This is a genomic window from Rhodococcus sp. AW25M09, from assembly GCF_000333955.1.
Classification (GTDB): Bacteria; Actinomycetota; Actinomycetes; order Mycobacteriales; family Mycobacteriaceae; genus Rhodococcoides.
Map to the genome: position 1 here is coordinate 1 of NZ_CAPS01000070.1, position 14,572 is coordinate 14,572.

The 14,572-nt window shown below is 65.7% G+C and carries 15 protein-coding genes; 14 read left to right on the forward strand and 1 reads right to left on the reverse strand.

From position 1 onward, the window contains the following. From RHODMAR_RS13550 to holA, 11 genes are all read left to right on the forward strand, one after another. Positions 1-1,077, forward strand: a 1,077-nt coding sequence (locus RHODMAR_RS13550; RefSeq protein ID WP_008715425.1) for a glutamate-5-semialdehyde dehydrogenase, incomplete at its 5' end; no start/stop codon positions are given. Positions 1,078-1,122: 45 nt separating this feature from the next. Next, the gene (locus tag RHODMAR_RS13555; protein WP_008715428.1) at positions 1,123-2,004 is read left to right on the forward strand and encodes an AAA family ATPase; all 882 of its coding nucleotides are present in this window, start codon (positions 1,123-1,125) and stop codon (positions 2,002-2,004) included. A gap of 1 nt (position 2,005) precedes the next feature. Next, complete coding sequence (locus RHODMAR_RS13560; protein WP_008715429.1) at positions 2,006-3,421, forward strand: vWA domain-containing protein; 1,416 nt, start codon at positions 2,006-2,008, stop codon at positions 3,419-3,421. 107 nt (positions 3,422-3,528) lie between these two features. Further along, on the forward strand, positions 3,529-4,242 hold the full coding sequence (gene nadD / locus RHODMAR_RS13565) for a nicotinate-nucleotide adenylyltransferase (RefSeq protein WP_232433656.1): 714 nt from the start codon (positions 3,529-3,531) through the stop codon (positions 4,240-4,242). After that, a complete protein-coding gene (rsfS, locus tag RHODMAR_RS13570) occupies positions 4,239-4,628 on the forward strand; it encodes a ribosome silencing factor (protein ID WP_008715432.1) in 390 nt (129 codons plus the stop codon). Before nadD ends, rsfS begins: the two co-directional genes overlap by 4 nt. Next, positions 4,625-5,278, forward strand: a complete 654-nt coding sequence (locus RHODMAR_RS13575) for a histidine phosphatase family protein (RefSeq protein WP_042939140.1) — start codon at positions 4,625-4,627, stop codon at positions 5,276-5,278. Before rsfS ends, RHODMAR_RS13575 begins: the two co-directional genes overlap by 4 nt. Next, positions 5,265-6,017, forward strand: a complete 753-nt coding sequence (octT, locus tag RHODMAR_RS13580; protein ID WP_008715433.1) for a diglucosylglycerate octanoyltransferase — start codon at positions 5,265-5,267, stop codon at positions 6,015-6,017. Before RHODMAR_RS13575 ends, octT begins: the two co-directional genes overlap by 14 nt. Further along, complete coding sequence (locus RHODMAR_RS13585; protein ID WP_008715435.1) at positions 6,014-6,862, forward strand: DegV family protein; 849 nt, start codon at positions 6,014-6,016, stop codon at positions 6,860-6,862. Before octT ends, RHODMAR_RS13585 begins: the two co-directional genes overlap by 4 nt. A 109-nt stretch (positions 6,863-6,971) precedes the next feature. Continuing rightward, positions 6,972-7,838: a helix-hairpin-helix domain-containing protein gene (locus tag RHODMAR_RS13590; protein ID WP_008715437.1), complete on the forward strand. Its 867-nt coding sequence runs from the start codon at positions 6,972-6,974 to the stop codon at positions 7,836-7,838. A 29-nt stretch (positions 7,839-7,867) separates the two neighbouring features. Next, positions 7,868-9,457: a ComEC/Rec2 family competence protein gene (locus tag RHODMAR_RS13595; RefSeq protein WP_008715439.1), complete on the forward strand. Its 1,590-nt coding sequence runs from the start codon at positions 7,868-7,870 to the stop codon at positions 9,455-9,457. A gap of 18 nt (positions 9,458-9,475) precedes the next feature. After that, positions 9,476-10,483 carry a DNA polymerase III subunit delta gene (gene holA / locus RHODMAR_RS13600; protein WP_008715441.1) on the forward strand — a complete coding sequence of 336 codons (1,008 nt, stop codon included), beginning with the start codon at positions 9,476-9,478 and terminating at the stop codon, positions 10,481-10,483. Positions 10,484-10,575: 92 nt separating this feature from the next. Here holA and rpsT read toward each other — a convergent pair whose 3' ends face one another. Continuing rightward, complete coding sequence (rpsT, locus tag RHODMAR_RS13605; protein WP_008715444.1) at positions 10,576-10,836, reverse strand: 30S ribosomal protein S20; 261 nt, start codon at positions 10,834-10,836, stop codon at positions 10,576-10,578. Positions 10,837-11,192: 356 nt separating this feature from the next. Between rpsT and RHODMAR_RS13610 the strand changes: the two genes are divergently transcribed. From RHODMAR_RS13610 to RHODMAR_RS13620, 3 genes are read left to right on the forward strand one after another with little or no spacing between them, the layout of a single operon-like run. After that, on the forward strand, positions 11,193-12,737 hold the full coding sequence (locus RHODMAR_RS13610) for a circularly permuted type 2 ATP-grasp protein (protein WP_232433658.1): 1,545 nt from the start codon (positions 11,193-11,195) through the stop codon (positions 12,735-12,737). Next, a complete protein-coding gene (locus tag RHODMAR_RS13615) occupies positions 12,738-13,712 on the forward strand; it encodes an alpha-E domain-containing protein (protein ID WP_008715450.1) in 975 nt (324 codons plus the stop codon). After that, entirely contained in the window at positions 13,709-14,551 is an 843-nt protein-coding gene (locus RHODMAR_RS13620) for a transglutaminase family protein (protein WP_008715452.1), read from the forward strand. The genes RHODMAR_RS13615 and RHODMAR_RS13620 overlap by 4 nt, the downstream gene beginning before the upstream one ends. The last annotated feature ends 21 nt before the right edge of the window (positions 14,552-14,572 follow it).

Below are 14,572 nucleotides of genomic sequence, written 5' to 3' on the forward strand. Positions count from 1 at the left end.
GAGATCGCGCGGGCAGCCGGGACGGACGAGGGCCTCCTGGACCGGTTGCGGCTCACCGCGTCGCGCATCGAGGGCATCGCCGCGGGGCTGCGACAGGTGGCTGGTCTGCCTGATCCGATCGGCGAGATCATCCGCGGCTCGACGCTTGCCAACGGGCTCGAGATCAGGCAGGTGCGGGTCCCGCTCGGCGTGGTGGGCATGGTCTACGAGGCTCGGCCCAACGTCACCGTCGACGCATTCGGGCTTGCGTTCAAGTCCGGAAACGCGGTGCTGCTACGGGGGTCCTCCTCGGCCGCACAGTCCAACGCCGCACTGGTCGACGCCCTGCAGGGGGCATTGCGCAGCCACGGTCTGCCCGAGGCCGCCGTGCAACTGCTCGGTAGCGCGGATCGAACGACGGTCACCCACCTCATTCAAGCGCGTGGCCTGGTGGACGTCGTGATTCCGCGTGGTGGCGCAGGACTGATCGCGGCGGTCGTGCGCGATGCCACGGTCCCGACCATCGAGACCGGCGTCGGAAACTGCCACGTCTACGTTCACTCTTCCGCCGATGCGGAGACAGCAGAAAAGATCGTGCTCAACGCCAAGACCCGCCGCGTCAGCGTCTGCAACGCTGCCGAAACCGTGTTGGTCGATTCCGAGATTGCCGAGACCATGGTGCCGCGGCTGCTGCAGGCCTTTCGGATGCACAGCGTCACGGTGCACGGCGACCTGCCCGGGCTGGTTCCGGCTCACGACGAAGACTGGTCGCAGGAGTACCTCTCACTCGACATCGCGCTGAAGGTCGTGGACGGCATCGACGAGGCGATCGCGCACATAGACCGCTACGGCACCGGCCACACCGAGGCAATCGTCGCTGCCGATCTCGGGGCTGCCCGCGAGTTCACCCGGCGAGTCGACGCGGCCGCCGTGATGGTCAATGCCTCTACCGCGTTCACCGATGGTGAGCAATTCGGCTTCGGAGCCGAAATCGGCATCTCCACCCAGAAACTGCACGCCCGTGGACCCATGGGCTTGCCAGAATTGACCTCGACCAAATGGACCGTGTGGGGCGATGGGCACATCCGAGAAGCCTGACGCCCCGCAGTACCGGCCAGACCCGATCTTGTTAGGAGTTATGACGTGGACCGTGCTCTACCGACCACACCGCCGTTGTTCGCCAGCGTGGGAGACGTCCTCGAGCGTCTGGCCGAGACGGGCTACCTGGCAGACAAGGCGACGGCCACCTCGGTGTTTCTCGCCGATCGCCTCGGCAAGCCACTGCTGATCGAAGGTCCAGCGGGCGTCGGCAAGACCGAACTCGCCCGAGCGGTCGCGCAGACGACCGGTGCCGAACTGGTGCGGTTGCAGTGTTACGAGGGCGTCGACGAGGCCCGAGCCCTGTACGAGTGGAACCACGCCAAGCAGATCCTGCGCATCCAGTCGGGTACCGGTGCCGATTGGGACTCGACCAAGCTGGACGTCTTCTCCGAGGAGTTTCTGCTGGCGCGGCCGTTGCTGCAGGCGATTCGACGGACCGAGCCCACGGTCCTGCTCATCGACGAGACCGACAAGGCCGATGTCGAGATCGAAGGTCTGCTGCTCGAGGTGCTCAGCGACTTCGCGATCACCATTCCCGAGCTCGGCACGATCACCGCGGAGCGCACGCCGTTCGTGGTGCTCACCTCCAACGCGACACGCGAGCTGTCCGAGGCCCTCAAACGTCGCTGCCTGTTCCTGCACCTCGACTTTCCCGACGCGGATCTCGAGCGCCGCATTCTCGCCAGCCGCGTCCCCGAGCTGCCCGAGGCAATAGCAGAGCAGATGATCAAGACCGTGCGGGTTCTGCGTGCAATGCAGCTTAAGAAGTTGCCGTCGGTGGCGGAGACGATCGACTGGGGGCGCACGCTGTTGGCGCTGGGCATGGACACGCTCGACGACGAAGCGGTTCGCGCCACGCTCGGTGTAGTGCTGAAGCATCAGTCGGACCAGGTCCGAGCGGCAGCCGAACTTCGGCTCAACTGACATGCAGGCGCCGCACGGAATGCCCGGACACCTCGTCGGCTTCGTCGATGCCCTGCGTCGGCGTGGGATTTCGGTCGGTCCGTCCGAGACCGTCGACGCCGGCCGGGTCCTGTCGGTGCTGAACCTGCTCGATCGGGAGGCGGTGCGCGAGGGACTGGCCTGCTCGCTGCTGCGACGGCCGACGCACCGCGCCGTGTTCGACGCCCTGTTCGACCTGTGGTTTCCGGTGGCTGCGGGCACCAGGGACTCGGGGCAGATCGACACTGCTCTGCCTCGCACCGAGGCCGGTGATGTCGACATCGATGCGCTTCGAGAGCTGTTGGTCGAACTGCTGTCCGACGATTCGGCCGAGGCCGCCGAGCTGACCCAGATGTTGGCGGCACAGATGGTAGAAGAGCTCGGTCAGTACAAGTCCTCGAACGGACCGTCGTTCTCGGCCTATCAGGCCCTGCGCGATGTCGCGCCCGATACATTACTCCGCAAGATTCTCGACGGGTTGCTCGGTCGCAGCGACGACGCACCGAATCGGCCCACCGACGACTACGAATCGGAGGTGGCCAAACGTACTGCAGCGCAACGTATTTCAGATCTCCGCAAGATGGTCGAAAGCGAAACGAGGCGGCGATCGGCCGAGAAGCTGGGGCGCGAGCGGGTGGCGAGCTACGGTGTGCCCAAGCTCGCGGAGGAAGTCGATTTCCTGCGCGCCTCGGACACGGAGATGGCGGCGCTGCGACGAAACGTCACCCCGCTGGCTCGGCTGTTGGCATCGCGACTTGCGGTGCGGCGCAGTCGAAGCAGGCACGGCTCGATCGATCTGCGCCGCACGTTGCGCAAGTCGATGTCCACCGGCGGCATTCCGATCGATCTGGTCGAGCGCAAGCCGCGTCGAGCACGCCCGGAACTGGTTGTGCTGTGCGATGTCTCGGGTTCGGTGGCGGGGTTCAGCAACTTCACCCTGCTGTTGGTGCACGCATTGCGTGAACAGTTCTCGCGGGTGCGGATCTTCGCGTTCATCGACTCCACCGACGAGGTGACGCGGTTCTTCGACTCCGGTTCCGACCTCGGTGCTGCGATGAGCCGCATCGTTCGGGAGTCCGATCTGGTGACGTACGACGGGCACTCCGACTACGGCCACGCGCTGACGACCTTCGACGAGAAATACGCGCACGCGGTCACCAGTCGTAGTTCGGTGCTGATTCTCGGCGACGCCCGCACCAACTACCGCGAACCGAAGCTACCCGCGTTGGCGCACATCGTCTCGGTGGCCAAGCATGCGTACTGGCTCAATCCCGAGCCGAAATCGCAGTGGGGTTCCGGCGATTCGGCGGCCAAGGTCTACGCCGATGTGATCGCGATGCACGAGTGCCGATCCGCCCAGCAACTCGCCACCGTGGTCTCACGGCTGCTGCCGGTGTGAGGCGTGTGACGACCGGCAGCGCCGCGGACGTAGAATCAGCGGTTGTGCAGCGCGAATCCGACTCCGGCGACGACACAGGTAGGCAGTCCGTTCGCCGTTTGGGCGTGATGGGCGGCACTTTCGACCCCATTCACCACGGGCACCTCGTCGCAGCCAGCGAAGTGGCGAACAAGTTCGGTCTGGACGAGGTCATCTTCGTCCCCACCGGAAGCCCGTGGCAGAAGGAAGGTAAAACGGTCAGCCCGGCCGAGGATCGCTACCTGATGACCGTGATCGCCACCGCGTCCAATCCGCGATTCTCGGTCAGCCGCGTGGACGTCGATCGGGAGAAGTCGACCTACACCGTCGACACTCTGCGCGATCTGCGAGCGCAGCATCCCAATGCCGAGTTGTTCTTCATCACCGGCGCGGACGCCCTCGGGTCGATCCTGACGTGGCAGAGCTGGGAGGAGCTGTTCGAGCTCGCCAAGTTCGTGGGAGTCTCGCGTCCAGGGTTCGAGCTCGGCGTCGAACATCTGGCCAACCATCTTCGATCGTTGCCTGCCGACATACTCACATTGATGGAAATCCCGGCACTCGCGATATCGTCGACGGACTGTCGACTTCGAGCCGGTGAGAATCGGCCCGTCTGGTATCTCGTACCGGACGGCGTCGTGCAATACATCTCGAAGAGAAATCTCTACCGACCACGAGGCGCTCAGCGCCTCGACGGATCCGTCACCATGTCGGAACCGGCACCCCAGAAAAAGCAACCGGAAGGGCCGGTCACCAGCGCAATGGCCGCGAACCCGAACCATACGAGTGGGAGTACACCCAAGTGACTGCAACAGCCGAAGCCGCCGAGATGGCGCGTATCGCCGCGCTCGCAGCCGACGACAAACTGGCCAGCGACGTGGTGATTCTCGACGTCTCCGACCAGCTCTACATCACCGATTGCTTCGTGATCGCGTCTGCGCCCAACGAGCGTCAGGTCAACTCGATCGTGGAGAACATCGAAGATCAGCTCCGTGAGGCCGGACACAAGCCCGTTCGCCGCGAGGGCACCAGGGAAGGCCGCTGGGCGCTGCTGGACTACTCCGACATCGTCGTGCACGTGCAGCACAACGAGGAGCGCAACTTCTATGCGCTCGAGCGGCTGTGGAAGGACTGCCCGACCATCGAGGTTCCCGGTCTCGGACAGCATCCGGCTCCGGAATCGGAGCAATGATCAGACGGCTCATCCTGCTTCGGCACGGTCAGACGGAATACAACGCCACCGACCGCATGCAGGGTCAGCTCGACACCGATCTCTCCGAACTCGGCCGCACTCAGGCGACGACGGCCGCTGCCGAGCTGTCGACGCGGGATCCGATTCGGATAGTCTCGTCCGATCTCCGGCGAGCCCTCGATACCGCAGTGGCACTCGGGGATTCTGCCGGTGTGTCGGTCTCGGTGGACGAGCGTCTGCGCGAAACCCATCTCGGTGAATGGCAGGGACTGACCCACACCGAGGTCGACGGGATCGCACCCGGTGCACGCCCGGCCTGGCGCGCCGATGCCACCATCGCCCCACCGGGCGGGGAGAGCCGCATCGACGTCGCCCGTCGCAGTGTTCCCCTGGTTCGCGAGCTCCTGAGCAGTGTCACCGAATGGGGTGCCGACGGCAGCGAGCGGCCGTTGGTGCTCGTCGCACACGGGGGCTTGATCGCGGCACTGACCGCAGCGCTGCTGGATCTGCCGACCGATCGCTGGCCGGTGCTCGGTGGCCTCGCCAACACCAGCTGGGTGCAGCTCGGTGCGCACGGAGCCGGGGACGCACCGTCGTGGCGGCTGGACGTGTGGAATGCGTCGGCGCGAGTAGCCAGTGACGTCCTCTGACGAGCCTGCGGCGCGTCCCGCGCTGGTAGTACTCGCGGACTCGCTGAGCTACTACGGGCCCGAGGGCGGGCTGCCGGTCGACGATCCGCGGCTGTGGCCCAATCTCGTTGCCGCCGAACTGGGTTGGACGGTGGAATTGGTTGCGCGAATCGGGTGGACGAGCCGTGACGCGTGGTGGGCGCTGACCCAGGATCCGCGGGTGTGGGCAGCCATCCCTCGGGCCGGTGCCGTCGTGCTCGCAATCGGCGGGATGGACTCACTTCCCTCGCCGTTGCCCACCGCACTGCGCGAGCAGATCAGGTACATCAGACCTCCTGCTCTCCGACGCGTAGTTCGCGCGGGATACCAAGCGGTGCAGCCAGTTCTCTCGCATCTGGGGTGGCCGGTGGCACTGCCGCCGCGGCTCAGCGTCGACTACCTCGAGCAGACCCGCTCAGCTTTGGCCTACGTGCGTCCCGAACTTCCCGTCATCGGCACGTATCCCTCGGTGCACCGCTGCGACGCCTACGGAAAGGTGCACTCGGGCCGCGAGCCGGCCGTGCGTGCACTGCGCGCGTGGAGCAAGGACAAGGGCGTTCCGATGGTCGATCTGGCGGACGCGGTGCGCCCGAACATCGAGTCCGAGAACGCGAACCCGGACGGTATCCATTGGGGGTGGGACGCGCACGTTGCAGTGGCGGACATGATGCTCGAGGCCCTGCGACCGGTAGCGGCCGCTGCGATGATTCCGAAGCGATGACCGTCGCCGTCGTCACCGACTCCTCGTCCTGCCTGCCGCCGGCACTCGCCGCCGAGCGCGGCATCTCGGTGGTGCCACTGCATGTGCTGGTCGACGGCATCGACCATCGCGAGGGTGTCGACGACATCCCCGCGAATTCCATCTCGGGTAAGCCGGTGACCACCGCGGGCGCGTCACCGGGCGAGCTGGCCGAGGTGTACGCCGCGGCGCTCGAACGCAGTCGGGGAGCCGGTGTGGTGGCGTTGCACATCTCCCGTGGGCTGTCGAGCACATGGGAAGCAGCTCGTCAGGCTGCAGATCAGGTCGGCTCTGCCATCCGAGTGGTCGATTCCGCCTCGGCCGGAATGGGATTGGGTTTTGCCGTACTGACCGCTGCCGATTCGGCCACCGGGGGAGCGGACCTGGACGGGGTTTACCACGACGCAGTGTCAGCGGCGAAAAATTCGAGGTGTTTCATCGTGGTCGATCGCCTCGATCATCTGCGACGTGGAGGCCGAATCGGTGCGGCCGCGGCACTGCTGGGGACGGCTCTGGCCATGAAGCCGGTGCTGCACATCAGTGACGGCACGCTCGTATTGCGGGAGAAGGCGCGAACCTCCTCCAAGGCGCTGAGCAAGCTGGTCGATGCAGTCGTCGCAGCCGCGGCCGAGGTGGGCGACGATTCGGGGGTTGTGCTCGCGGTGCACCATATGCAGTGCGCAGAGCGCGCCGAGAACGTCGCCGCGATGTTGGCCTCCCGAATTCCTCTGTTCACCAGCATCGACGTGTATCCCTTCGGGGCTGTGCTGGGAGCCCATGTCGGCCCGGGTGCGGTCGGCGTCGTGGTGGCACCGGGACGCCCGTAGCCGCGCCGATCGGACGGTTCATCCACAGGCGGCGGGTTGTGCACAGGGCAGTTCGCGACCAGCGTCGGGATACGGGTGAGCCGGGGCGCGAACACTAGCGTCCTCGTACATGGGCGGTGACGACGATCGGGCGCACACGGTGGCGCGATTGAATGCCGTGCGCAGACAACCTGATTCCGCACGCGATCGCGTCGAGGTGGAGCACCCGACCCCCGACGCCCCGGCCCCGGACTGGCTGTTGCCGGATTCGCACCGACTGGGCTCCCCATGGTCGTCCGCACTCCCGCAGCGATGGCGCTCGGCCCGCGTGGACCCGGGGAGGAAGGGTGCGGTCGCATTGGCGGCCGCCGGGATCTTCGTCGTACTCGTCGCCGCAGGTGCAGTGTTTCGAGATTCGCCGACGCCGGCACCTGTGCCGCCGCTTGCTGTGGTGACCGCCGACACGACCGTCTCCGAGGTCATGCCTGCTCCGGCAGCGGTACCCGACGTCGAGTCAGAACTGGTCGTCAGCGTCGTCGGACTGGTAGCGCAGCCCGGACTGGTTCGGCTGCAACCGGGTTCGCGGGTGGCCGACGCGGTGGCCGCCGTCGGAGGTCCTGCGGAGGGCGGCGATCTGCTGGCGCTGAACATGGCCGCGCGAGTGTCCGACGGTGATCAGATCGTCGTCGGAGTGGTGCCACCGGAAGCAGGCCCGCCGGTAAGCAGTACGACATCGGCGCAGAGTCTGACAACGGACAGCAGTGGGTCGTCGATCGATCTCCCGGCGGGTTCCGCCTCCGGTGGGACGGTGGACCTCAACGCCGCCACTGTCGCCGAACTGGATGCGTTGCCGGGGGTGGGGCCGGTGACCGCGACATCGATCGTCAGTTGGCGAGAGACCAACGGCCGCTTTCTCACTGTGGATCAGCTCGCCGAAGTGGACGGTATCGGGCCCGGCAGGCTGGCGAAGATCCGGGACCTGGTGCACGTCGGATGAGGACTGATGCCGCGTCGGAAAGTACTGCGGTGCCCAGCACTGCTCAGGCCAGCGCTGCGCCGACCGAGGAGTTCCTACCGTTCGATGTGCGCCTGGTTCCGGCCGCCGTGGTGTGCTGGTCGATCACCGCGGTGGGAATCCTCGGCGGCCCCGGCGGCGCGCTGGTCGCCACCGCGTCGACGGGCACAGTGGTTCTTTTCGGTTCGTGGGCGCTTCATCTGGTCGCGGCGCGCCGTACCGCGACCGGGCCCAGTTGGGCGGGAGTGGCCACCGTCGTCATGCTTGCCCTGTGCTTCGGTGCGGCGATCTGGCTTCAGATGCGCGCGGTGGCAGAGCATCCCGTGGCGGCGGCCGCGGAGAACCGCGCGTGGATCACGGCGTCGGTGCGACTGGAGGAGGATCCACGGCGACTGTCGTCCGCAGGGCCCTCGATGGTGCTGGTGAAGGCTGAGCTCGATCGCGTCGACCTGGTCGGTACCGCACTGTTCGTCGGCGGACGGGTGTCGATCATCGCACCGGAGTCGAGCTGGTCGGCACTGCTGCCCGGCCAGGAAATAACCGTTCGGGGCAGACTCGGTGAGCCGAGTCGCCCGGATATGACCGTGGCGGTGATCCGCACATCGGCACCGCCCGTCACCGTCGCAGAGCCCGGGACGATCTCCGCTGCAGCAGGTACATTCAGGACCGATCTCACTGCAGTGGCGCAGAATTCGATGCCACCCGATCGCGCAGGTCTGCTTCCCGGTCTCGTGGTCGGAGACATCTCACGGATGGACGAGACGGTGGCCGAGAACTTCCGGGCGGCCGGTCTGACCCATCTGACCGCGGTGTCGGGTGCGAATTTCTCCATCCTGATCGGTGCGGTGCTGTTGGTGTTGCGCGGCGTCGGCATCGGTCCGCGAGCCACGGTGGTAGTCGCGTTCGTCGTGCTGGTCGCCTTCGTGATCGTGGCGCGGCCGTCGCCGAGTGTGCTGCGTGCGGCAGTGATGGGGTCGATCGGGCTGTTGGCGCTCGTGACCGGTAGGCGCAGGCAAGCAGTTCCCGCGCTGTGCGGAGCGGTGCTGGCATTGCTCGCCTGGTGGCCGAGGCTGGCAGTGGACGTCGGATTCGTCCTGTCGGTGTTCGCCACAGCCGGACTGGTACTCGTCGCACCGATCTGGGTCGACTGGCTCCGGGGCCACGGCTGGCCCAGGACGGCCGCCGAGGTGGTCGCGGTCGCCGCAGCGGCGCACGCGGTAACTGCCCCGGTGGTCGCGGCAATGGCAGGAACCTTCAGTGTGGTGGGCGTCGCTGCGAACGTGTTGGTGGCACCGGTCGTCGCGCCGATCACGGTGGTGGGCATCGTGACCGCCGTGATCGCAACCGTGAGCACCTCTCTCGCCGAGTTGACGGCGCAGCTGGCGTCGGCTCCGCTGTGGTGGTTGATCGCGGTGGCCGAGCGGGCCGCGTCGGTACCGGCAGCGGGCATCGTCACCCCGGGCGGTCTGTGGGGCGCGGTACTGACACTGTGCGGGACCGCCGCACTGCTGGCGTCGTTGCGGTTGAAGGTGATTCGGTGGATTGCCGCGGCAGTGTCGCTGGCGGCGTTGGCGCTGTGGACGGCAGATGTGTTGTGGTGAGTGACAAGCACGCAGCGGATGTTCGAGCTGTCGGCCACCCATGGCACGATCACTGGTGTGACTTCGAGTGTGGCTCCTCTGCATCTGGTTCTCGGCGACGAGGAACTCTTGATGGACCGTGCGGTGGCGGCGATCGTGGCCCAGGTGCGTGCCAATGCCGCGATTCCGGGGGAGGACCTACCGGTGACGCGGCTGCGCACCGGTGATGCCAGTGCCCCGGAACTTGCCGAACTGCTGAGCCCGTCGCTGTTCGCCGAGGATCGCGTCGTCGTGCTCGAAGCCGCGGCCGAGGCCGGCAAGGACGCCGTTGCGCTGGTTCTCGACGCTGCAACCGACCCGCCCGAGGGCGCTGTCGTGGTGGTCATGCACTCCGGCGGCGGTCGGGCCAAGGCCATGGTGGGAGCCCTGCAGAAGTGTGGCGCGCAGGTGCACGAGTGCGCCAAGCTCACCAAACCTGCCGAACGCATCGACTTCGTGCGCGGGGAGTTCCGTGCAGCCGACGTTCGAGTGAGCGGCGAGGTGATCGAAGCCGTCGTCGAGTCCGTCGGCAACGAGCTCCGCGAATTGGCCTCGGCCTGTTCGCAGTTGGTCTCCGATACCGGCGGCAAGGTAGATCTTGCCGCGGTGCGCCGGTACTACTCGGGCAAGGCCGAGGTCTCCGGTTTCGACGTCGCCGACAAAGCGGTGATCGGCGACAGGGCCGGCGCTCTCGAGGCGGTTCGGTGGGCGATGCACCGGGGAGTCGCGCATGTGCTGCTCGCCGACGCTCTGGCCGATGCCGTGCGCACCATCGCACTCGTGGGCTCGGCCGGTCGTGGCGACCCGTTCCGGATGGCCGGCGAACTGGGCATGCCGCCGTGGAAGATCAAGAAGGCGCAGGGTCAGGCCCGCGGCTGGAACGGTCGATCGATCGCACAAGCACTGCGCGTGGTGGCGCAACTCAATGCCGACGTCAAAGGTCAGGCAGCGGATGCAGACTACGCAGTGGAGAAAGCCGTTGCGGAGGTGGCGGGGTTGGGCCGGTAACAAGCAGGCTCGGTGTAGGGGGAGTCCGCGGCACGACAAAACCCGCTGCATCCTTGCGGAATGCAGCGGGCTCGGTCGAGCTCAGTGAAGAATCAGAGCTTGTTGACTGCGAGAGCCAGTGCCGACTTCTTGTTGGCAGCCTGGTTCTTGTGGATGACGCCCTTGCTGGCGGCTTTGTCGAGCTTGCGGCCTGCGTCGGCGAGGATCTCGGAAGCCTTGTCCTTGTCGCCCGCAGCCTGCGCCTCGCGGAACGAGCGGATGACGGTGCGAAGGGAAGACTTCACCGACTGGTTGCGCAGGCGTGCACGCTCGTTGGTGAGAATTCGCTTCTTCTGGGACTTGATATTGGCCACGCGTAAAATCCTTGTCGTCTTCGTCGGTATTCCGGTCAGGGCGATCCATGCTGGAATGCCCGAAGTCTGCTGCTGAGCGTTGGAGCCCTGCGCCGAAGATCGAGAATACCAGCACGGTGGACCAGAACCCAATTCGGATCGGCCATCGAGATGCGTTTCAAGAAATTAACGCTTCTACCGCGCCTAACTCCAGTCGCTGTAGCAACATGACCAGAATGAGTCCGCGATCGGCAACGCATGCCACCACAAAGGCCAAAGCGACCAAGACCAAGTCAGCGGATCGTGTCGAACCCGATGTCGACGGGGTGTTCGGCGGGTATTCCGACGTCGGGAAATACGGCCTCGCCTTCGATGAGATGTTCGACGCCGACGGTCGTACCCGAACTCCGTACAAGGGCATCCACACTGCCCTGGCTCCGGCGAACGCGTCCGACCTGGATGCCAGATCGGACGCGCTGGGGCGAGCGTTCATCGACCAGGGCATCACGTTTTCGCTGTCCGGTCAGGAGCGCCCGTTCCCACTCGATCAGGTTCCCCGCGTCATCGCGGCAGGGGAGTGGTCCCGTCTCGAACGTGGCATCAAACAGCGCGTCAAGGCGCTCGAGATGTTCCTCGCCGACATCTACGGCGACCAGGAGATTCTGCGCGACGGCGTGGTACCGAAGCGGCTGATCACCTCGTGTGAGCATTTCCACCGTGAGGCCGTGGGCATCACTCCACCCAACGGCGTCCGCATTCACGTGGCCGGAATCGACCTGGTGCGCGACGCCCAGGGCACGTTCCGAGTGCTCGAGGACAATCTGCGCTCGCCCTCGGGTGTGTCCTACGTGATGGAGAACCGGCGCACCATGGCGCGGGTGTTTCCGGATCTGTTCGCCAGCCACCGGGTCCGCGCCGTCGGTGATTACGCCTCACATCTGCTGCGCGCCCTACGCTCCGCTGCCGCCCTCAACGAGGCCGACCCGACAGTGGTGGTGCTGACGCCCGGCGTGGCCAACTCCGCCTATTTCGAGCACTCGCTGCTTGCCCGGCTGATGGGCGTCGAACTCGTCGAAGGACGCGACCTGTTCTGTCGGGACAACATCGTCTACATGCGCACCACCGAGGGCGAGCGTCAGGTCGACGTCATCTACCGCCGCATCGACGACGACTACCTCGACCCCATGCAATTCCGGCCCGACTCGGTGCTGGGAGTGGCCGGTCTCGTCAACGCCGCCCGCGCCGGCAACGTCGTCATCTCGAGTGCCGTCGGAAACGGGGTTGGAGACGACAAGCTGGTCTACACCTACATGCCCACGATCATCGACTACTACATGGGTGAGAAGCCGTTGCTCGCCAACGTCGACACGTTCCGGTGCTGGCTCGACGACGAGTGCGAGGAAGTGCTCGACCGCATCGACGAATTGGTCATCAAGCCGGTGGAAGGGTCCGGTGGCTACGGCATCGTCTTCGGCCCCGACGCCTCACCGAAGGAACTGGCGACCATCAGCAAGAAGGTTCGCGCAGATCCGCGCGGCTGGATCGCTCAGCCCGTCGTACAGCTCTCGACGGTGCCGACCAAGATCGGTGACCAGTTGCTTCCTCGGCACGTCGACCTGCGGCCGTTCGCCGTCAACGACGGTGACGACGTCTGGGTCCTGCCCGGCGGGTTGACCCGGGTCGCGCTGCCGGAGGGGTCGCTGGTGGTCAACTCGAGCCAGGGCGGCGGCAGTAAGGACACGTGGGTGCTCGCCACCCGAACCTCTCAGGAGGAGCAGGAACTGGCGGGCGAGGAAATCGTCAGTGTTCCGCCGGAGTCGCCGATGGTCGAACAGGGCCCGGAGCTGACGATGGACCAGCAGCAGCAGCAACAACAGCAACAGCAACAGCAAGCAATGAACTCGAACGGCGGTGGACAGTAAATGCTCGCGCGCAACGCAGAGTCGCTGTATTGGATCGGACGGTACGTCGAGCGAGCGGACGACACTGCTCGCATCCTCGACGTCACCGTCCACCAGCTTCTCGAAGATGCCACGGTAGATCCAGATCACATCTCGCGAGTGCTGTTGCGGGTGCTCGGGTTCAAACACGAGCCCGACGTTTCGCTCGACGTGTGGTCGCTCACCGAGTTGGTGGCGTTCAGTCGTGACGGGCTCGGGTCCATCGTGGACTCGCTGTCGAGTGCCCGCGAAAATGCCCGCGGCGCACGCGAAGTGACGTCAAGCGAAATGTGGGAGTGTCTCAACACCACGTACAACGGGCTGAACGAAAGCATCAGGGCGTCCAAGCGCACCGGCCCGGCCGAGTTCTTCAGCTACATCGAGGAACGGGCCGCAATGTTCGCCGGTCTTGCGGACTCCACCCTCAGTCACGACGACGGTTACCGCTTTCTGCTGCTCGGCCGCTCGGTGGAGCGCATCGACATGATCGTTCGGCTGTTGCTCTCACGTGCAGGTGACCGCCCGTCCTCGCCGGCCTGGGTGACGGTGCTTCGCTCGGCAGGTGCCCACGACACCTACCTGCGGACCTATCGAGGAGCTCTCGACGCGCAACGCGTGCTCGAGTTCATGTTGCTGGACAGGCTCTTTCCGCGTTCGGTGTTCTACGCACTCAACGAAGCGGAACGTTCGCTCGATCAGCTCGACCACCAGCCCAACAGTCGCGTCGGTGCTCGCGCCGAAGCGCAGCGGCTACTCGGTCGCGCGCGCAGCGAACTCGAATTCCTGCGTCCCGGTGAGATTCTCGACGACCTGCAGGAGCGTTTGCTGGCGCTGCAGGAAACGTGCCGCGAGCTCGGCGAGGCGATCTCCAAGCAGTACTTCCACGCCGCGCCGTGGGTTGCGTGGACCGACGCCGGCTCTGGAACATTCGAAGATCAATTGGAAGGTGAACTGTGAGCTGGCGTATGCGTGTGGTGCACACTACGGGCTATCAGTACGACGCACCGGTGACGTCGTCGTACAACGAAGCTCGGTTGACGCCGCGAAGTGACAACCGGCAGAACGTCATTCTGAACCGAGTCGAGACAAACCCGGTCACGCGGTCCTACCGCTACACCGACTACTGGGGAACCGCGGTGACGGCATTCGACTTGCACGCACCGCACACCGAACTCGAAGTCACCGGGTCGTCGGTCGTCGAGACCGATCCCTTCGTCTATCCCGACGAGACTGCTTCCTGGGAGGAACTGGCCAGCGACCCGATCACCGACCGCTTCAACGAGGTGCTCGACAACACCGAGTACGTGCCCAAGAACAGGCAACTCGCTTCGGTGGCGAAGAAGCTCTCCAAGGGACTCCCGCCCCAGGAATCGGTGGTCGAGATCTGCAACTGGGTCAACCAGGAGATGTCGTACGTGCCGGGAACGACCGGCGTGCACACCTCGGCAGTCGAGGCGTGGTCGGAGAAGAAGGGCGTCTGCCAGGACTACGCGCACTTGACGCTGCTGATGCTGCGCAGCATCGGTATCCCCAGCCGATACGTCTCGGGCTACCTGCACCCGAAGAAGGAGGCTGCGATCGGTGCGACGGTCGAAGGCGAGAGCCACGCCTGGATCGAGGCGTGGACCGGTGCGTGGTGGGGCTACGACCCGACCAACGCCATCGCCGTGAACGAGCAGCACGTCTCGGTGGGACTCGGGCGTGACTACGCCGACGTACCACCGCTCAAGGGCATCTTCTCCGGCGGCGGTTCGACGGCTCTCGACGTGGTCGTGGAGATCACCCGACTGGCCTAGCTTCGTGCGCCTTTTGCACCC

Coding starts and splice junctions, on each gene's coding strand:
- RHODMAR_RS13590 (WP_008715437.1), top strand. CDS start 6,972: ATGGGCGGTGACGACGATCGGGCGCACACGGTGGCGCGATTGAATGCC.
- RHODMAR_RS13560 (WP_008715429.1), top strand. CDS start 2,006: ATGCAGGCGCCGCACGGAATGCCCGGACACCTCGTCGGCTTCGTCGAT.
- holA (WP_008715441.1), top strand. CDS start 9,476: ATGTTCGAGCTGTCGGCCACCCATGGCACGATCACTGGTGTGACTTCG.
- nadD (WP_232433656.1), top strand. CDS start 3,529: ATGGGCGGCACTTTCGACCCCATTCACCACGGGCACCTCGTCGCAGCC.
- RHODMAR_RS13575 (WP_042939140.1), top strand. CDS start 4,625: ATGATCAGACGGCTCATCCTGCTTCGGCACGGTCAGACGGAATACAAC.
- RHODMAR_RS13615 (WP_008715450.1), top strand. CDS start 12,738: ATGCTCGCGCGCAACGCAGAGTCGCTGTATTGGATCGGACGGTACGTC.
- RHODMAR_RS13585 (WP_008715435.1), top strand. CDS start 6,014: ATGACCGTCGCCGTCGTCACCGACTCCTCGTCCTGCCTGCCGCCGGCA.
- RHODMAR_RS13610 (WP_232433658.1), top strand. CDS start 11,193: ATGTTCGACGCCGACGGTCGTACCCGAACTCCGTACAAGGGCATCCAC.